Source organism: Sphingomonas sp. 2R-10, assembly GCF_030062225.1.
Classification (GTDB): domain Bacteria; phylum Pseudomonadota; class Alphaproteobacteria; order Sphingomonadales; family Sphingomonadaceae; genus Sphingomonas.
Map to the genome: position 1 here is coordinate 76,537 of NZ_JASCXF010000013.1, position 18,547 is coordinate 95,083.

An 18,547-nucleotide genomic window follows, 5' to 3' on the forward strand; every position below is an offset into this window, starting at 1 on the left:
CGATGAATCTGATGGAAAACCGTTCGTGCCGAGCAGGGGCTGAGCTTGTCGAAGACCCGTATCGAAGCACCTGCCCCAAACGGTCCTTCGATACGCCTCTTCGACTTCGCTCAGTGGCTACTCAGGACGAACGGTTGTCTTCCACTAACTGATTGATACGCGGCGCCCCGCCCAGCCGGGGAACCGAGGAGTTGCCATGAATCCCTTCGATCTTTCGGGCCGGGTCGCGGCCGTCACCGGTGCCAATACCGGCATCGGACAGGCGATCGCGCTGGCGCTGGCCGCCGCCGGGGCGGACGTCGCGCTGATCGGGCGGACGCCCGCGACCGACACCGCCGAACAGGTGCGCGCGCTGGGCCGGCGGGCGGAGATCGTGTCGGCCGACCTGTCGACGATCGCTCCGGTCGAGGGCGTCGTCGCACAGGTGGTCGATACGCTCGGCGGGCTGGATATCCTCGTCAACAATGCCGGGATCATCCGCCGCGCCGACAGCCTCGACTTCACCGAGGCGGATTGGGACGCGGTGATCGACACCAACCTGAAATCGGTGTTCTTCCTGTGTCAGGCCGCCGGGCGGCACATGGTGGCCAAGGGGCGCGGCAAGATCGTCAACATCGCGTCGATGCTGACCTTTCAGGGCGGGGTGCGCGTGCCGAGCTATACCGCATCGAAATCCGGGATCGGCGGGCTGACCAAGCTGCTGGCGAACGAATGGGCGGCGAAGGGCGTGAACGTCAACGCGATCGCGCCGGGCTATATCGCCACCAACAATACCGCCGCGTTGCAGGCCGACGAGACGCGCAACCGCCAGATCGTCGAGCGGATTCCGGCCGGGCGCTGGGGCGATGCCGGCGATCTGGGCGGGGCGGCGGTGTTCCTCGCCTCGGCGGCGTCGGATTACGTCAACGGCCATGTGCTGGCGGTCGATGGCGGGTGGCTGGCGCGATGATCCTGTGCTTCGGCGAGCTGCTGCTGCGGCTGACCGCGCCGGGCCGCGAGCTGCTGATGCAGAGCGGGCGGTTCGACGTGCATGTCGGCGGGGCCGAGGCGAACGTCGCGGTGGGGCTGGCCAGCCTCGGCCATGCCAGCGCGATGGTCAGCGCCGTGCCCGACAGCCCGCTGGGGCGCGGGGCGGTGGCGGCATTGCGGGCGCAGGGCGTCGATTGTTCGCGGGTCGCGACCCGCGACGGCAGGATGGGGCTGTATTTCCTCAGCCCCGGCGCAGGGCTGCGCGCGTCGGACACCGTCTATGACCGCGCCGGGTCGAGCTTTGCGACGGCACCTGCCGCCGCATGGGACTGGGATGCGTTGCTGGCGGGCTGCACCCGGCTGCATCTGTCGGGGATCACGCCGGCGCTGGGGCCGGACGCCGCGAATGCCGCGATCGCCGCGGCGGAAGCGGCACGCGCGCGGGGGCTGACGATCTCGTTCGACGGCAATTATCGCGCGCGGCTGTGGGAGGCGTGGGACAGCGACCCGCGCGGGGTGCTGACCCGGCTGGTGGCGATGGCCGACCTGCTGTTCGGCAACCACCGCGACGTGTCGCTGTTGCTGGGCGAACAGTTTTCGGGCGATGGCGAGGATCGCCGGCGCGAGGCGGCGGAAGCGGCGTTCGCGGCCTTCCCGAACCTGAAGCACATCGCCTCGACCGCGCGCCATGTCGACGATGCCGATCGTCACCGCCTGTCGGCGCGGATCGACAGCCGCACGGGCGCGGTGCAGACCGCCGAGGTGGCGGTGTCGGGCATCGTCGACCGGATCGGCGGCGGCGATGCCTTTGCCAGCGGCGTGCTGCATGCGCTGATGTCGGGGCAGGACGATGCCACTGCCGCCAGCTGGGGGCTGGCGGTCGCCGCGCTCAAACATTCGCTGCCCGGCGATTTCAGCCTGTTTCGTCAGGCGGATATCGACGCGTTCCTGTCGGGCGGGCTGGACGTTCGCCGCTGATCCCCGCATAGCTCGTACGGGGGAACGGCCGCACGCGGTCCACGTTCCGGGATGATGCGAGGCGACGTGGACGACAGGGCGGATTCCAGCCGACAGGCTGCCAGCGACGATCGCCGTATCGCGCTGGAGATCGCCGGCACCGATGGCGGGACCGATCCGTTCGTCGCGGCCGTCCGCGCCACGCGGATGCCGATGATCGTCACCAACCCGCGGCTGCCCGACAATCCGGTGGTGTTCGCCAACGACGCCTTCTGCCGCCTGACCGGATACGATCGCGATGCGATCATCGGCCGCAACTGCCGTTTCCTGCAGGGCGAGGATACCGATCCGGCGACGGTGGCACAGATCCGCGCGGCAGTCGCGGCGGTGCAATCGATCGAGATCGATATCCGCAACCATCGCCGCGACGGCACGCCGTTCTGGAATCGGCTGCTGCTGGCGCCGGTCCACGATGCCGACGGACAGCTCGTCTATTTCTTTGCCAGCCAGCTCGACGTGACGTCGGAACGGGCGCGGGTGGAGGGGCTGGAATCGAGCAACGTCGCGCTGCTGGCCGAACTGGCCGGGCGGTTCCGCGAGCAGGAGGAACGCGAGCGCGAGATGCTGTTCGCGCTGGAGGCGGGGCGCTTCGGCACATGGTCGTTCGAGCGGGCGACGCGCCAGCTGACCATGTCGGCGATCTGCCGTACCAATTTCGGGTTCGACGCCGATTACCCGCCGTCGCCGGCCGAGATCGCCGCGATCCTGCACCCCGACGACCGGGCAGCGGCGCTGGCGGCGATCGAGGAGAGCCTGGCCGGTGCGCCGCTGGAGATGGAGGTCCGCATCCGCGCGGGCGACGGCGAGACGCGCTGGATCGCCAGTCGCGGGCAACCGACCTGCAACACCGATGGCGAGGTCGTGCGGCTGACCGGGGTGTCGATCGACGTCACCGTCTACAAGCGGCTGGAGCGGATGCGCGCCGCCATGGCCGAGCTGAACGACCAGCTGCGCCTGCTGGACGATCCGGTCGAGATGGGCGTTACCGCGTCGCGGATCATCGGGGAGGCGCTGGGCGTCGACCGGGTAGGATACGGCGTGGTCGACCGGCAGGCGGAGACGATCACGATCGAGCGCGACTGGAACGCGCCGGGGGTGACGACCATCGCCGGCGTGCTGCATTTCCGCGACTATGGCAGCTATATCGACGACCTGAAGCGCGGCGAGACGGCGGTAGTCGAGGACGCGCGGATCGACCCGCGCACCGCCGGCACCGCCGCACAGCTCGAATCGATCAACGCGCGCGCGTTCATCAACATGCCGCTGACCGAACTGGGCGGGCTGGTCGCGCTGATCTACACCAACCATGGCGAGCCGCGCATGTGGCGCGACGACGAGATCGCGTTCGTCCGCGAAGTCGCGGAACGCACCCGCGCCGCGACCGAGCGCCGCCGGGCCGAGCGCGAGCTGGCGGCGCTGGCCGAATCGCTGGAGGAACAGGTCGTCGACCGGACCAGGGCGCTGGTGACCGCGCAGGACGCGCTGCGCCAGAGCCAGAAGATGGAGGCGATCGGCCAGCTGACCGGCGGCGTCGCGCACGACTTCAACAACCTGCTGACCATCGTCCGGTCGTCGGTCGACCTGCTGCGCCAGCCGACGCTTACCGACGAACGGCGCGAGCGGTATCTGTCGGCGATCAGCGATACCGTCGATCGCGCGGCCAAGCTGACCGGACAGTTGCTGGCGTTCGCGCGGCGATCCGCGTTGCAGCCGGCGGTGTTCGACGTCGACGAGGCGGTGCTGGCGCTGGGCGACATCGTCCGCACGCTGGCCGGGTCGCGGATCGAGGTGACGATCGAACCGTGCGCGGCTCCGGTGTTCGTCGATGCCGATCCGAACCAGTTCGACACCGCGATCGTCAATTTCGCCGCCAACGCCCGCGACGCGATGCAGGGTCAGGGCCGGCTGACGCTGAGAGTGCGTGCGGTCGACGGGATTCCCGCCAGCGCCACCGCCCCGGCCGTGACCGGACGGTTCGTCGCGATCACCGTCGCCGATACCGGCAGCGGCATCGATGCGGAGACGCTGACCCGCATCTTCGAACCCTTCTTCACCACCAAGGAACTGGGCAAGGGCACCGGCCTGGGCCTCAGCCAGGTATTCGGGTTCGCCAAGCAGTCCGGCGGCGAGGTGCGCGCGCGCAGCGCGCCCGCCGATACCGAGTTCGCGCTGTACCTGCCGCAGGTGACGACGCCCGAGCGGACCCCGGCGGCGGCGCGCGACGTCGCGGCGCCGGCGGCCGGACATGGCCTGCGCGTGCTGGTGGTCGAGGACAATGTCGCGGTCGGCACGACGACGACGCAGGCGCTGGAGGCGCAGGGATATGATCCGCTGCACGTCGTCGACGGCCAGGCCGCGCTGGCGATGCTGGCCGAGCGGCCCGACGGGTTCGACATCGTGTTTTCCGACGTGATGATGCCGGGCATCGACGGCGTCGAGCTAGCCGCGCGGGTGCGCGATCGGTATCCCGGCCTGCCGGTGCTGCTGACCAGTGGCTATAGCGACGTGATCGTCCGCCACGGGACGATGGGCTTCGACCTGCTTCACAAGCCCTATACCATCGGCCAGCTCGTCACGGCGCTGCGCCGGACCGCCGGGCGTTGAGCCCCGGCGGCGCGGTACCGGCGCGCGGCTTCGTGCCGCTCTACACGCTCGCCTATTGCGGGCTGTTCGTCGCGTTCATTCCGTTCGTGTCGATCCTGTTGCAGGTGAAGGTCGATGCGATCGATCCCGGCAACCGCGTCGCGCTGTTGGGATGGGCGGTGCTGGCCGGATCGGCGGTCGCGAGCGTCGCCAACATCGCCGCGGGCTGGCTGAGCGACCTGCACTGGCGTCGCAGCCGCAGCCGGCGGCTGCCGATCGCGGTCGGACTGGTGCTGATCGCGTTCGCGTTTCTTGCGATCCATCTGGCGCGGACGCCGTCGGCCCTGCTGGGCGCGATCGCATTCTGGCAGGTCGCGCTGAACCTGATGTTCGCGCCGATGGTCGCGGTGATGGCCGATGAAGTGCCCGACCGGGCGAAGGGGCGGGTGTCGGGACTGCTCGGCATCTCGCACCCGATCGGCGTGCTGTCGGCCGCAGCGGTCACCGCGCCGCTGTTCGCGGGCGAGGCGGCACGGTTCGCGGCGAACGTCGTGCTGGCGACGGCGATGATCGTGCCGTTCCTGCTGTTCGCACGCGAGCGGGGGGCGGGCGATGTCGCCGCTGCCGATGCCGGGCAAGGGGCGGCGGCGCCGGTGCGCGCCGATCTGGTCCGCGCGTGGGTCGCGCGGCTGGCGATGCAGGTCGCGGGCAACGGCGTGACCGCCTATGCCTTTTTCCACTTCGCCGATCGCTGGCGCGGCACCGGCGATGCGGCGGGGCCGGTGGCGCAGGCGATGGCGATCGTCACCGCGATCGTCGTCGTCGCCACGATCCTCGCCGGCCGCTGGTCGGACCGGGTCGGCGGGCGCAAGCCGTTCCTGGGCGGCGCGACGCTGCTGGTCGTCGCCGGGCTGATCGGCATGGCGGTGGCGCCCGGCTTCGTCGGGGCGGCGATCGGCTATGGCATGGCGCAGACCGGGCTGTCGGTGTTCCTGGCACTGCATGCGGCGCTGGCGATGCAGTTGCTGCCGTCGGCCGACACCCGCGGGCGCGACCTGGCGGTGCTGAACCTCACCAACACGCTGCCCGCGTGCGTGCCGCCGCTGCTCGCCGCGCTGGTGCCCGCCGGTGCGGGGCTGGGGGCGGTGTTCGTGGCGCTGGCATTGGTCGCGGCGGTCGGCGGCGGCACGGCACTGGCAATCCGTTCGGAGCGCTGAGGCACATCATGCGTTGGGACCGGAACGATATTTCCGGGAGCGCCTGATGATCCGCCTGTTCCATGTCAGCGACGTCCATTTCGGTGCGGAGGACAAGGCGGCGCTCGCATGGTTCGGCGATGCGGTGCGTCGCGAACAGCCCGACGCGATCGTCATGACCGGCGACCTGACGATGCGCGCCCGCGCCGCCGAGTTCGAGGCGGCGGCCGAATGGCTCGAAGGGCTGGGTCGGCCGGTCACGGTCGAGGTCGGCAATCACGACCTACCGCTCTACAATCTCTTCGCGCGCTTCGTCCGCCCCTACAAGCGCTATCGCCGGCTGGAACGGATGATCGAGCGGCCGCTGGAGATCGACGGCGTCGCGATCGTCCCGCTCAAGACGACCGCGCGGTTCCAGTTCCGCTGGGACTGGTCGAAGGGCTATGTCGGCGACCGCGCGCTGTCGCGCACGCTGGAGCTGATCGGCAAGGTGCCGGACGGCCACCTGATCTTCATCGCCGCGCATCATCCGCTGATCGATGTCGGTACGAAGTCGAGCGGCGAGACGCGCGGCGGCAGCGCCGCGCTCGACGCGGTTGCGGCGGCGGGCGCGAATGCCGTGCTGTCGGGCCATGTCCACGACCCGTTCGATATCCCCTACCGCACCGGAACCGGACGGTTGCGCATGGTCGGCGCCGGCACGCTGTCGATCCGCACCCGCGACGATCCGCCGTCGTTCAACGAAATCCGGATCGAGAATGGCGCGTTCGAGACGATCGCGCGGAAGATGGGGGCGGCGGACGAGCCGGTTACGGTGGGGTGAGCCCGTCGTATCCCCGCGAAGGCGGGGATTTTCCGGTGGTAGCGCGCAGCAGGAGCAGATGGAGACCCCAGCCTTCGCCGGGGTGACGTTTACAGTCGGATGGATCAAACACCCGGGTAGCCGTTACGACAGCCGCTGCCCGATCAACGTACCCTTGGTCCCGCGATTGACCAGTTCGAAGCGGAAGTTCGGCCAGCGGCGGCGCCAGCGTTGCGCGACGACCCGCTCGCCCGGCCGCGCGCCGTCGTCGAGCATCACCACACCGCCGACCGGCAGGCGGTCGAACAGCGTTTCCGCCGCGCCGCGGACATAGGGGTGGATGGTCCATGGCGGGCCGTCGATCAGCAGCAGATCGACCTGATCGGGCAACGCGTCGATATCGTACCACACGCCCGGCCAGTCGCCCGGCGCCTCGACCAGCGGGGCCGCACGCAGATCGGCGGCGATGCCGTGTTCGGCCAGCCAGTCGCGGGTCGCATCGACGAAGCCGGCATGCTGGTCGAAGCTGATGAGCTGCCCGCCGCCATGCTTGGCCAAGGCCGCGCCGGTGACGAGGCTGGACGCACCGGTGCCGAGTTCGACGACGGTGCGCGGGCGGCTGGCCGCGATGCGCTCGACGATCAGCGAGAGATAGCCGGTATCGGCCTTCCAGCTGCCGAGATTGGGCAGCGCGTCGGGGGCGAGGCCGAGATCGGCCATCAGCCGTGCCTTGTCGGCCTTCTTGCCGCCCGACAGGCTGCGCAGCAGCCACGGCCACTGGATCGCGCCGAACGCGATGGTGAACAGCTTGTCCGACAGGCTGCGGCGGAGTTCGTCGGGCCACAGGTCCGAATCGGCGAGCGGCAGCAACGAAGTCTTGGCGCGCGAGGTCATGGCGTCTCTTGGATGGTTCCGCCAGCGTGCGGACCGGCTCTCGCTATACGGTTCCGCGGCAAACGAAAAGGGCGGCCCGACACCGGACCGCCCCAATCGGCACGCATTTGGCCGCAAACGGGAACTTTTCGAGCCCCCGCGCGTGGCGTTTTTGTCCTGAGACGGTACCGGCCCGCTCCCCCACCCGACCACCCGATCAGGATACGCTGTGGGTGGTCGGGTGGGGGAGCGGGCCAGTACCGCGAAACGCGCCCGTCGGGGCGCGTTTCCGAACGGGTTTTAGCGCTTCGAGAACTGGAAGCTGCGGCGGGCCTTCGCCTTGCCGTACTTCTTGCGCTCGACCGCGCGGCTGTCGCGGGTCAGGAACCCGGCGGCCTTGACCGGCGCGCGCAGGATCGGTTCGTAGCGGGTCAGCGCCTGGCTGATGCCATGCTTGACCGCGCCGGCCTGACCCGACAGGCCGCCGCCCTTGACGGTGCAGATCACGTCATACTGACCATTGCGGTCAGCGACGCCGAACGGCTGGTTGATGACGAGACGCAGCGTCGGACGCGCGAAATACACTTCCTGATCGCGGCCGTTGATGGTGATCTTGCCCGAACCCGGCTTGATCCACACGCGGGCGACGGCGTCCTTGCGGCGGCCGGTCGCATAGGCGCGGCCATAGGCGTCGATTTCCTGCGCGCGCAGCGGCATGGTCGGACGCGGGGGTTCGACCGGGGCGACGGGCGCTTCGGCACCGTCGACCTGCGCGGCCGACGCCTGCGGTGCGGCGGCTTCCGGTGCCTGCTGGCCGGTCAGGCCGGCGAGGTCGGAAAGGGACTGGCGGTTGTCGGACATTATGCGCCCACCTTGTTCTTGCGATTCATGCTCGCGATGTCGAGAACCTGCGGGTTCTGCGCTTCATGCGGATGCTCGGTGCCCTTGAAGATGCGCAGGTTGCGCATCTGGTCGCGACCCAGCGGCCCGCGCGGGATCATCCGCTCGACGGCCTTTTCCAGCACGCGCTCGGGGAAACGGCCCTCGAGGACCTTCTCGGCGGTGACCGCCTTGATGCCGCCGGCATAGCCGGTGTGCTTGTAATAGGTCTTCGTCTTCGCCTTGTTCGAGGTGAAGCGAATCTTGTCGGCATTGATGACGACGACGTTGTCACCGCAATCGACATGCGGGGTGAACGACGTCTTGTGCTTGCCGCGCAGGACGTTGGCGATGATCGACGCAGCGCGACCGACCACCAGGCCGTCGGCATCGACGATATGCCACTTCTTTTCCACCTCGTGCGGCTTGGCCGACTTGGTGGTCTTCATGAGCGCCTTCATGGGCGTTGGACCTTTCGGATGTATGACGCGCCCGCCCCGAACCGGAGCGGTGCGAACGCCGGGCAAATGCCCAACGGCCGGCAGAAAGTCAAGCAAACGGCGGCTTTGCTGACGGGTATTGGAATACCCTATGGCCGGCGCAGCGTGATCCGGGTGGTGGCGATCGACGTGGCGTCCCCGCTGTCGATGCGTACGGTCGACGTCTGACGGACGATCAGCCCGGTCGTGGCGTCGACGGTGCGGGACACGGTGCTGGTACGGCGCCCGGTCGGCCGCCCGCCGGTTGCGGGGATCGTGCCCGCCAGCCGTTCCTCGGCGATCAGGTCGCGCCCCTCTGCATGGACCCGCTCGCTGCCGGTGACGTCGGTGTCCGTGCCGAACGGCGGCGTGCCGGGTCGGCGGATCGCGCGTTCGGGCTGGACGCCGCGGCGGACGATGTCGGGGGCCAGGACGTTGGCGAGCATCGACCCCAGCATCGCGACCTGCTGCCGCTCGGTCATGGCGCGCAGCGGCGCGGTCAGCCGTTGCAGCATCGCGGCGCGTGCCGGATCGGTCCCGGCCTGCGCCGCGATGGCATCGACCAGCGCCGACCACACGCCGGCGCGATCGACGACGCCGGTCACCTCGCCGCGGTCGGACAGGGTGTAGCGGATCGGGCGCCCGCGCAGCGTCGCGAAGGCGCGCTCGAACATCGCGCCGGGGCCGTCGGACAGGCTGCCGTCGACCGTGTCGATCACCATTTCGGCGACCAGCCCGTCGACCATCCGCCGGAAGCGGATGGTGCGATCGGTGGTGTAGCGGCGGGCGACGCCGGCTTCGTCGCGCTGTTGCTCGATATGGTAGCGATAGGCGGTGTCGAGCGCCGGTGCGAAGCCGGTCGCACTGGCCGCCTCGATCGCCGGCGGTGGCAGGTCGATCATCGCCGGCCGACTGCGTGCGCGCCCCAGGTGGTGGCGACGACCAGCAGCGCACCGACCAGCTGGTGCAGCGCCGCCACCTCGATCCGGACCCCGCTCATGACGGTGCCGATGCCCAGCAGGATCTGGATGCCGAACGCGATGTGGATCATCCGCGCGACCTTCGGATGGCCGGCGCGCCTGGCGGCGCGCGCCAGCAGGACCAGCGCCGCGACCGCGACCCATGCCCACCAGCGATGGATGAAGTGGACGACGTACGGGTCGTTGACCATCGCATCGAGGGCGCGGCGCGATGCCCATTCGTCGGCGGGGAAGAATCGCCCGTTCATCAACGGCCATTGATCGGTGACGAGGCCGGCGTTCAACCCGGCGACCCATGCCCCGTACAGCAGCTGGACGAACAGGATCACCCCCGCCGCCGCGCCGATCCCGGTCAGCCGTGCCGGCCGGGCGTAGCGGTCCCCCGCCAGCTCGCGCAGGTCGAGCGCGGTCCACACCGTGCCGGCAAGGATGAACAGCGCGTTGAGCAGATGCACCGCCAGCCGGATATGCGACACGTCGGTGCGCACCGACAGCCCCGACGCGACCATCCACCAGCCGATCGCCCCCTGAAACCCGCCCAGCGCCAGCAGCGCCACCAGCCGGACCTTATAGCCGCCGGGGATCGCGCCGCGCAGCCAGAACCACGCCAGCGGCAGCGCGAAGGCGAGGCCGATGATCCGCCCGAGCAGCCGGTGGACATATTCCCAGAAGAAGATGCCCTTGAACTGCGCCAGCGTCATGCCCTGATTGAGCAGCTGATATTCGGGAATGCGGCGGTAATTGGCGAATTCCGCTTCCCATTGCGCCGCGTCGAGCGGCGGCAGCGTGCCCGACAGCGGCTTCCATTCGGTGATCGACAGCCCGGATTCGGTCAGCCGGGTGATGCCGCCGACCACCACCATCGCCACGATCAGCGCGGCCACCCACCAGAGCCAGCGGGCGACAGCACCCGGCCGGGCGCGCGAGGGAAGGGGCGGGGCAAGCATCGCCGGTATCTAGCGCGGGGGCGGTAGCGGCGGAAGGGCCGTGTTTCGCTTTACCGTGCGGGGCGAGCCGCTACGGTGCCGCGATGACCGATACCCTGCCATGACGATCGAGGCGCTGATCGCGCGCTACGGCCTCGCCGCGCTGGCGCTGGGCGCGGGGCTGGAGGGGGAGACGGTGGTCGTGCTGGGCGGGATCATGGTCCAGCGCGGCGTGCTCCCCTATGTCGGTGCGATCGTGGCCGCGGCGGTCGGATCGTTCATCGCCGACCAGCTGTTCTTCGCCGCCGGACGCCGGTTTCGCGATCATCCGCGAGTGCGGCGGTGGAGCGCGAAGCCCGCCTTCGCCCGCGCACTGACCGCGTTCGAACGGCATCCGACGCTGTTCGTCTTCGCCTTCCGCTTCCTCTACGGCCTGCGCACCGTCAGCCCGATCGCGATCGGCACGACGCAACTTCCCCTGGGGCGGTTCGTGGTGCTGAACGGATCGGCGGCGCTGCTTTGGGCAACGATCTTCGTGTCGATCGGCTATTGGTTCGGGCACGGGCTGAGCGAGATCGTCGGACGGTGGCTGCCGTCGTGGCAGGTGCTGGCCGGCGGCGGAATCGCGATCGTGCTGCTGGCGGGGGTGACGTGGCTGGTGAAGCGGCGCGCGTAACTCCTCCCCGTGCGGGGAAGGGCATTATTCGCCCTTGCGGCCCAGTTTCTCGACGCGCGCCACCACTTCTTCGCACACCATGGGCGACACGAACTTCGCGATCGACCCGCCATACATGGCGATTTCCTTGACCAGCCGCGACGCGATCGGTTGCAGCGACACGTCGGCCATCAGGAAGACTGTCTCAATCCGGTCGTTCAGCTGCTGGTTCATCCCCGCCATCTGATATTCATATTCGAAATCGGCGACCGCGCGCAGGCCGCGGACGATCACGCTCGCCCCCTGTCGCTCGGCAAAGGTCATCAGCAGCGCGTCGAACGCCACCACCTGAATATCGCCCCCGACCTCCGCCACCTCGCGTTCGACCATCGCGAGGCGTTCGTCGAGCGAGAACATCGGCGACTTCGACGGGTTGGTCGTCACGCCGATCACCAGCCGGTCGACCAGCTTCGCCCCGCGCCGGATGATGTCCATGTGCCCGCGCGTGACGGGATCGAAGGTGCCGGGATAGACGCCGATCCTCACCGGTCGCGCTCCAGCACATAACGGGCGATCGCGCGCAACAGGTCGGCTTCGGGGCCGAAGTCGCGCAAATGCTCGATCGACTGGTCGACCAGCCGTCGCGCCTGTTCGCGCGCGCGGTCAAGGCCGAGCAGCGAGAGGAAGGTTTCCTTGCCCGCCTCGCCATCCTTGCGCAGCGCCTTGCCGACCGCCGCCTCGTCGCCGACGACGTCGAGGATGTCGTCGGCGATCTGGAAGGCGAGGCCGATGTCGCGGGCATAGCCGCGCAGCGAGGTGCGCTGCTCGGCGGAGACACGGCCGAGGATCGCGCCGGCCTCGACCGAACAGGCGATCAGCGCGCCGGTCTTCATCGCCTGCAACCGGGTGACGGTATTCAGGTCGAAGCTGGTGTCCTCCGCCTCCAGATCCATCGCCTGCCCGCCGGCCATGCCCGACGGTCCCGAAGCGTGCGCGAGGTCGGCGATCAGTTCGATGCGGACGTGCGGGTCGGAGTGGGTCGCTTCGTGCGCGAGAATTTCGAACGCCAGCGCGTGGAGGCAGTCGCCCGCGAGGATCGCGGTGGCTTCGTCATACGCCTTGTGCACCGTCGGCTTGCCGCGGCGGACATCGTCGTCGTCCATCGCCGGCAGGTCGTCATGGATCAGGCTGTAGACATGGATGCATTCGATCGCGAGCGAGGCGCGCGCCGCGCGGACCCGCTCGACGTTGAACAGCCGCGCGGTGGCGAACACCAGCAAAGGGCGGAGCCGCTTGCCCCCGCCGATCGCGGCATGGCGCATCGCGCGGTACAGGTTCGCGCGCGGATCGCCCGGAACGGGCAACAGCGCATCGAACTGGCGATCCATCTCGGCCGAGATTTCGCGAAGGGCGGCGTTCAGCGACACCGGCGGCGCGACGGTCGCCATCACTGCGCGTCGAACGGCTGGGTGGTGGCGCGTCCTTCGGCATCGATCCGGATCGCCTCTATCCGTGCCTGCGCCGCATCGAGCCGGGCGGCGCACTGCGCGCGCAGCAGGTCGCCGCGGGCATAGAGGTCGATCGCGGTCTGGAGGTCTTCCTGACCCGTTTCCAGCCGGCTGACGATTCCCTCGAGTTCGCGCAGCGCATCTTCGAAGGACAGGGTGGAAACATCGCGTTCGTCGGACATGGGCGATGCTATGGGGCAGGGGGCAGGGCTATTGCAACCGGGGCGTGCCGGGTGTCGGCGGATTGGGAGTGCGATCCGGCTTGCGTCGCATCGCGCGGGCCGGCCGGAGCTAGGGGCAAGGGAGTATGTTCGACAGCATGCGCTGCACAATTGTAAGGTGTCAGTAATAGTATCGGCCGGTGCCGGATATGTTGTTGTTGATGGAGGTGTCGCATGAGTGTCGATTTCTACGTAGCTGTGCCCGCTGCAAACTGGCCGACCGCCGCTGCGGTGCAGCAGTGCATGACGGACCATGATTATCCGGTCCAGATCAAACGCTTTCCTGGATTGGACAGTGCAGGCGTTGTGCGCGACGGGGTGCTTGCGGCGATCGACGGCACGGACGCGTATCTCGAAGGAGAACTCGCCCCGGCCCTGGTAATGCCGGCGGAGGTGAAGAATGTGAATGACCGGCTGATGAGCATCTCTGCTTCCGAAAAAATCGGTGGAAAGGATGCGGTTCTGAGCATTCGGGTTCGCACCCCGAATGAAATGCGCGCCTCGAGTTATGTCATCTCGGCGCTGATTGTCTGTTTTGACGGGTTTGGCTTTGAACCACAGGGCAATACCTACGGTCGCGCCGACTTCGCTCACACCCTGATTCGCGGTGCGGACGCAATTAAGGGTTTGTAGCGAAATGGTTCTTGCTGGATGCTACCGCCTTGCCGATTGAAGGGGGCGGCGTTCGAGCCGATTACAGATACGCCCCGATCGCATCCCACGCCGGCTGCTTCGCGGCGACCCCGACCGTATGCAGCGGGCTGCTCGACGGCAGCGCCAGCGTCTCGACGCCGGACACCAGACTGCGGCCCGCTTTCCATGCCGTCCCGCCATTGAACGCCACCAGCCGCAGCGCGGGCAGGGTCGCGATCAGCGCCGCGACGTCGTTCGCGGTCGCCTCGCGGATCGCGGCGTCGCTGCTGCCCGGCCGGGTGGCGCTCGCCACCACGTCCCACAGGCCGATCCCCGCTGCCCGCAGCACCGCCAGCCGGTCGTCATAACCGAGTGAGGGCAAATCGACCCCCACCACCGGCGACAGCAGCCGCCAGAACTGGTTCTGCGGATGGGCATAATAGCGTCCCGCCGCCAGCGATGCGTCGCCCGGCAGGCTGCCGAGGATCAACGCCCGTGTCGACGTGTCGACAACGGGCGGAAACGACGCCTTGCGCGTCACACCGCCTGTCCCGCCGCCCAGCCGCTCGACCATGCCCATTGGAAGTTATAGCCGCCCAGCCACCCGGTCACGTCGACCGCCTCGCCGATGGCATACAGGCCGGGCAGGTGCTTCGCCGCCATCGTCTTCTGGTTCAGCCCGTCGGTGGCGATACCGCCGACCGTCACTTCGGCCTTGGCAAAGCCTTCGGTGCCGTTCGGATGGAATTGCCATCCGGACAGTTGTCGCTCGATCTGCGTCAGCGTCGCGTCCCGCTGGTTGCCCAGTTCGCCCGCCACCGCGAACTTCGCCGCCAGCGCCTCCGCCAGCCGGTCGGGCAGCGTCGCGCCCAGCGCCGATCGCAGTCCGGCGCGGGGCCGCACGCGCTTGGCTTCGACCAGCCAGCCCGCCGGCTGATTGGGCACGAAGTCGATCGTAACGGCCTCGCGGTGCCGCCAATAGGACGACGCCTGCAAGATCGCCGGGCCCGACAGGCCGCGATGGGTGAACAGCGCCGCCTCGCGGAAGTGCGCCTTGCCCGCGCCCGCCACGACCTCGGTCGCGACGCCCGACAATTCCCGGAACAGCGCATCCTCCGGTGGCAGCGTGAGGGGCACCAGCGCCGGGCGCGGTTCGACCAGCTTCAATCCGAAGCGTTTGGCGAGGTCATAGGCGAAGCCGGTCGCGCCGAGCTTGGGGATCGACGGGCCGCCGGTGGCGATCACCAGCGACGGGGCGGTGACGCTGCGCTCGCCATGGACGACGGTGAAGACGCCGTCGGCATGGACGACGTCGCGGATCGGCTGGCCCAGCGCGATATCCGCGCCCTGCGCCTCGTCCAGCAGCATCGCGACGACCTGTCGCGCCGATCCGTCGCAGAACAGCTGGCCCAGCGTCTTTTCGTGCCACGCAATGCCATGGGCATCGACCAGTGCGACGAAATCCTGCGCGGAGTAGCGCCCCAGTGCCGACCGCGCGAACTGCGGGTTGGCCGAGACATAGCGGTCCCAGCTGGCACCGATATTGGTGAAGTTGCAGCGCCCGCCACCCGAGATCACGATCTTGCGCCCTGGTTCGGGGGCGTGGTCGAGGACGGCCACCCGCCGCCCGCGCTGCGCGGCGACGCCCGCGCAGAACAGGCCGGCACCGCCCGCGCCGAGAATGATGACGTCATGGCTGGTCATCGCCGCCCCTTCGCATGGGGACGGAGCGGCGGAAAGGGGTCAGCCGCGCACCACCAGCTTCACCAGCTGTCCCGGCGCCAGCCGCGCGTCGTCGTCCATGCCGTTGATCGTCAGGAACCGGTCGCGCTGGAAATCGGAATAGGCCATCTGCCGGGCGAGCGAGTCCACCGTGTCGCCGGTCTTGACCGTGACGATGCGGATGCGCTTGCCGGTGATCGCGCTCGCCTCCGCCTGGCTCAGCGTGCCGAGGCTGTCGATCAGTGATTCGAACGGCCCGACGCCGCGCCCGGCGGGGGTGACGATCTGGAAATAATAGGTGGCCGAGGGGTAGCGATAGGCAACGATGGTCACGTCGACGGCCTGGTTGTTGGCGTTGGCGCGCACGGTCGCGATCGCCGCGTCGGTGCCGTTGATCCGCGTCGCTTCCGGCTGCGGCGCATTGCGTGCGCCGAGCGCCGCGAGCCGTTGTCGCACGACGCTCGCCGGGTCGCCCGCCGCCGCCATGCGGAACTCGGCCTGCCCGCCTTGCCCGGCGATCGTCACGGCATCGGTGCCGTTCTGCAGCGCGTAGCCCGCAGGCGCGGTGAAGCGGATGCGGATGCCGGGATGCTTGAAGGTCGTGCCGTCGATCACCCCCTGCGCGGGATCGTCGTCATAGCGCAGCCCGTCGAGCATCCGCAGATAGGTCGTGTCCTGCGCCGGCCGGGTCGCGGCGCCGCCCGCCTGCTGCGCCAGTTGCATCGCGCGGCGCACCCGTTCGGCGCCGTTGGGATGGGTGCTCATCCACGTCGGCACGGTGTTGCCGCCGCGCCCGCTGGTCTGCGCGGCCAGCGCCTGCGCCTCGTTCAGCTGGATCAGCGCATCGGCCATGCCCGACGGCGCATAGCCCGCCCCGGTCGCATAGCGCACGCCGAAGTGGTCGGCCTGATATTCCTGGTTGCGGCTGTACGACAGGGTGTAGAGCTGCGATCCGGCGCCGGCCAGCCGCCCGACCAGATCGCTGCCGGTCACCGCCCCCAGCAGCGTCGCGCCCAGCGTGCCGATGGTCGACCGGGTGTTGCGCGAATTGCTGTGCCGCGCGGCGACATGGCCGACTTCATGCCCCAGCACCGCCGCCAGTTCCGCCTCGCTGTTCATCAGTGCCAGCAATTGCCGCGTGACATAGACATAGCCGCCGGGGATGGCGAAGGCGTTCTCGACCGGGGAATTGAGCAGCGTGACGGTGAAGTCGCCGCTGGCGTTCGACAGGCCGGACTGGAGCGCCACCTTCTTGCCGACGCGCTCGACATAGGCCGACTGCGGCCCGGAATAGGCGCCGCCATATTGCGCGACCAGCTGCGGATTGGCCTGCGCCCCCTGTGCGCGGTCGCTCTGCGAGATCGATCGCGTCTGCGCTCCGGCCGGCGCGGTGATCGTCGCGGCACACAGCATCGCCGCAGTCCAGATCCGTGTCGTCATCGTCCGTCGTCCCCGATTGTCCCTGGTCGGAATACGTTGCGATACGGCAACGGTTCCGTGGCTCAGCCGAACAACTCGCCCTGCGCGCCAGCGGGCGGGCGGAACAGGTCGCAGCGCAGCCGCGGATGCCCCCTGCCAATGCCGTGGCGGCGACAGGCGAGGGCGAAGCGTGTCGCCAGCAGTTCGCCCCACACCCCCTGGCCGCGCATCCGTGAATGAAAGCCGGGATCGTTGTCGCGTCCGCCGCGTAAGGCCCGGACGATCGCCATCACCTTGCCCGCGCGATCGGGGAAATGCGTCTCCAGCCACGCGCGGAACAGCGGCGCGACCTCATGCGGCAGGCGCACCGGCAGGAAATAGGCACCACGCGCGCCGGCCGCAGCCGCGCGTTCGATCAGATGCTCGACCTCGTGATCGGTAATTGCCGGGATGACCGGAGAGATCGAGACGAAGACCGGCACCCCCGCCTGCGCCATCGTCGCCACCGCCGCCAGCCGCTTTTCCGGATGCGGCGCCCGCGGCTCCAGCGTCCGCGCGATCGCCGGATCGAGCGACGTGACCGACAGCGTGACGCTCACCAGCCCCTTCGCCGCCATCGGCGCCAGCAGGTCGAGATCGCGCACCACCCGGTCGGACTTGGTGGTGATGGTCAGCGGATGGTCCGTCTCCGTCAGCACCGCGATACAGTCGCGCGTGATCCGCCAGTCGCGCTCGATCGGTTGGTAGGGGTCGGTATTGGTCCCTATCGCGACCGGTCTGGCGACATAGCCCGGTTTTGCCAGCTCGGCGCGCAGCAGCGCCGCCGCATCGGGCTTGGCGAACAGCTTCGTCTCGAAATCAAGCCCCGGCGACAGGTCGTGCCAGGCATGGGTCGGTCGCGCGAAGCAATAGATGCAGCCATGCTAGCAGCCCACCAACGGACTTATACTCCGGTCGAAGGGCAGGTCCGGGCTGCTGTTGTAGGAAATAATAGTTTTGGTATGAACTACTTGCCCCGTAGTGCAAGGACGGGGAGGGGGGCCGTCAATAGCGTCGCGCTCGTCCAGCCAATCCATGTCATCCAAGCGCTGTGGAAGATTGAACCTAGTGCTGGTCAGGTTCCCCAGATAGCCCAAAGCCGGCAAAGACGCTCAGCGGGCGTCTGCGGGGCGTTCGCGAGGCTTTGCGTCCCGTACCTCCCGAATGGATTAGCTGAACTGCTCTGACGATCGTAGCCGATGCGGAACGATACCCCCGGCGCTACATTTTTCCTGAGCCTTCCAATGGCGCTGTGGGGCACCCGTCTTTCGAGGCGGGTGCTCCGCTCTTCAGTTGTCGGACAACCGTGCTGACCATCGGGTGCACCTTTCGTTCGATATCCTATTACTGGCCTGATCCTGCGCCGGGTCTTTTTGCTGGTCGTACAGTACCGAGCACGCTCAACGCTTCCCCAGTGGCCCGAACCCCAGTCAGTGGTCCGCAAGGGCTGACAAGCGGTTTGCAGGGCGAGGCGAGACAAAAATTGCGGTACTCGCAGCGATTTTGTTGGATTAGTGTTAGAGCCCGACTCATAATTCGAGCTTTGCGATACGGCGGGTCATTCGCCTGATGGATGCGATGATGAGCCATGCTTCTGACGAGGCGATGGAAGCCTCCCAGTCCTTGGCGAGGCGTCGGCATCGGTT

The 18,547-nt window shown here is 68.6% G+C and carries 18 protein-coding genes and 2 pseudogenes; 7 read left to right on the forward strand and 13 right to left on the reverse strand.

The features are described from left to right. Window positions 1-196 precede the first annotated feature (196 nt). The 5 genes from kduD to QLH51_RS07945 all read left to right on the forward strand — a co-directional run bounded on the left by kduD (window position 197) and on the right by QLH51_RS07945 (window position 6,588). Window positions 197-949 (forward strand): 2-dehydro-3-deoxy-D-gluconate 5-dehydrogenase KduD, encoded by a 753-nt coding sequence (gene kduD, locus QLH51_RS07925; RefSeq protein ID WP_125657511.1) that lies wholly within the window; start codon window positions 197-199, stop codon window positions 947-949. Next, a complete protein-coding gene (locus tag QLH51_RS07930; RefSeq protein WP_125657514.1) occupies window positions 946-1,947 on the forward strand; it encodes a sugar kinase in 1,002 nt (333 codons plus the stop codon). The genes kduD and QLH51_RS07930 overlap by 4 nt, the downstream gene beginning before the upstream one ends. 66 nt (window positions 1,948-2,013) lie before the next feature. Further along, window positions 2,014-4,590, forward strand: coding sequence for a PAS domain-containing protein (locus QLH51_RS07935; protein ID WP_206429007.1), 2,577 nt, complete (start codon window positions 2,014-2,016; stop codon window positions 4,588-4,590). After that, complete coding sequence (locus QLH51_RS07940; RefSeq protein WP_125657520.1) at window positions 4,587-5,786, forward strand: MFS transporter; 1,200 nt, start codon at window positions 4,587-4,589, stop codon at window positions 5,784-5,786. The genes QLH51_RS07935 and QLH51_RS07940 overlap by 4 nt, the downstream gene beginning before the upstream one ends. A gap of 46 nt (window positions 5,787-5,832) precedes the next feature. After that, window positions 5,833-6,588: a metallophosphoesterase family protein gene (locus QLH51_RS07945; protein ID WP_125657523.1), complete on the forward strand. Its 756-nt coding sequence runs from the start codon at window positions 5,833-5,835 to the stop codon at window positions 6,586-6,588. Between the two features lie 123 nt (window positions 6,589-6,711). Here QLH51_RS07945 and QLH51_RS07950 read toward each other — a convergent pair whose 3' ends face one another. The 5 genes from QLH51_RS07950 to QLH51_RS07970 form a co-directional block, all read right to left on the reverse strand. Continuing rightward, window positions 6,712-7,461 (reverse strand): class I SAM-dependent methyltransferase, encoded by a 750-nt coding sequence (locus QLH51_RS07950; protein WP_125657526.1) that lies wholly within the window; start codon window positions 7,459-7,461, stop codon window positions 6,712-6,714. 279 nt (window positions 7,462-7,740) lie between these two features. Further along, on the reverse strand, window positions 7,741-8,301 hold the full coding sequence (gene rpsI, locus QLH51_RS07955) for a 30S ribosomal protein S9 (RefSeq protein ID WP_125657529.1): 561 nt from the start codon (window positions 8,299-8,301) through the stop codon (window positions 7,741-7,743). Beyond that, entirely contained in the window at window positions 8,301-8,780 is a 480-nt protein-coding gene (rplM, locus tag QLH51_RS07960) for a 50S ribosomal protein L13 (protein ID WP_125657532.1), read from the reverse strand. The genes rpsI and rplM overlap by 1 nt, the downstream gene beginning before the upstream one ends. A gap of 128 nt (window positions 8,781-8,908) precedes the next feature. Next, complete coding sequence (locus QLH51_RS07965) at window positions 8,909-9,700, reverse strand: hypothetical protein (protein WP_125657535.1); 792 nt, start codon at window positions 9,698-9,700, stop codon at window positions 8,909-8,911. Further along, window positions 9,697-10,725: a COX15/CtaA family protein gene (locus tag QLH51_RS07970; RefSeq protein WP_125657538.1), complete on the reverse strand. Its 1,029-nt coding sequence runs from the start codon at window positions 10,723-10,725 to the stop codon at window positions 9,697-9,699. Before QLH51_RS07970 ends, QLH51_RS07965 begins: the two co-directional genes overlap by 4 nt. Before the next feature lie 100 nt (window positions 10,726-10,825). Between QLH51_RS07970 and QLH51_RS07975 the strand changes: the two genes are divergently transcribed. After that, window positions 10,826-11,380 carry a DedA family protein gene (locus QLH51_RS07975; RefSeq protein ID WP_125657541.1) on the forward strand — a complete coding sequence of 185 codons (555 nt, stop codon included), beginning with the start codon at window positions 10,826-10,828 and terminating at the stop codon, window positions 11,378-11,380. Window positions 11,381-11,404: 24 nt separating this feature from the next. On the opposite strand, the gene coaD is transcribed toward QLH51_RS07975, so the two are convergent. Genes coaD through QLH51_RS07990 form a run of 3 tightly spaced genes read right to left on the reverse strand, consistent with a single transcriptional unit; the run spans window position 11,405 to window position 13,049 of the window. Next, complete coding sequence (coaD, locus tag QLH51_RS07980) at window positions 11,405-11,905, reverse strand: pantetheine-phosphate adenylyltransferase (protein WP_125657544.1); 501 nt, start codon at window positions 11,903-11,905, stop codon at window positions 11,405-11,407. After that, complete coding sequence (locus QLH51_RS07985; protein ID WP_125657547.1) at window positions 11,902-12,807, reverse strand: polyprenyl synthetase family protein; 906 nt, start codon at window positions 12,805-12,807, stop codon at window positions 11,902-11,904. Before QLH51_RS07985 ends, coaD begins: the two co-directional genes overlap by 4 nt. Next, window positions 12,807-13,049: an exodeoxyribonuclease VII small subunit gene (locus QLH51_RS07990; protein ID WP_125657550.1), complete on the reverse strand. Its 243-nt coding sequence runs from the start codon at window positions 13,047-13,049 to the stop codon at window positions 12,807-12,809. Before QLH51_RS07990 ends, QLH51_RS07985 begins: the two co-directional genes overlap by 1 nt. 213 nt (window positions 13,050-13,262) lie before the next feature. On the opposite strand from QLH51_RS07990, the gene QLH51_RS07995 reads away from it, so the two are divergent. Further along, window positions 13,263-13,721 (forward strand): hypothetical protein, encoded by a 459-nt coding sequence (locus tag QLH51_RS07995; protein WP_125657553.1) that lies wholly within the window; start codon window positions 13,263-13,265, stop codon window positions 13,719-13,721. Window positions 13,722-13,782: 61 nt separating this feature from the next. On the opposite strand, the gene QLH51_RS08000 is transcribed toward QLH51_RS07995, so the two are convergent. The 5 genes and pseudogenes from QLH51_RS08000 to QLH51_RS08020 all read right to left on the reverse strand — a co-directional run. After that, a complete protein-coding gene (locus QLH51_RS08000) occupies window positions 13,783-14,295 on the reverse strand; it encodes a DNA-deoxyinosine glycosylase (RefSeq protein ID WP_125657556.1) in 513 nt (170 codons plus the stop codon). Further along, window positions 14,259-15,425 carry an NAD(P)/FAD-dependent oxidoreductase gene (locus tag QLH51_RS08005; protein WP_125657559.1) on the reverse strand — a complete coding sequence of 389 codons (1,167 nt, stop codon included), beginning with the start codon at window positions 15,423-15,425 and terminating at the stop codon, window positions 14,259-14,261. The genes QLH51_RS08000 and QLH51_RS08005 overlap by 37 nt, the downstream gene beginning before the upstream one ends. Window positions 15,426-15,464: 39 nt before the next feature. Continuing rightward, on the reverse strand, window positions 15,465-16,883 hold the full coding sequence (locus tag QLH51_RS08010; RefSeq protein ID WP_206429008.1) for a M48 family metalloprotease: 1,419 nt from the start codon (window positions 16,881-16,883) through the stop codon (window positions 15,465-15,467). Between the two features lie 62 nt (window positions 16,884-16,945). Next, window positions 16,946-18,007, reverse strand: a pseudogene (locus tag QLH51_RS08015) (PA0069 family radical SAM protein). A 423-nt stretch (window positions 18,008-18,430) separates the two neighbouring features. Further along, window positions 18,431-18,547 (reverse strand): annotated as a pseudogene (locus QLH51_RS08020) (IS5/IS1182 family transposase); the annotation flags it as partial.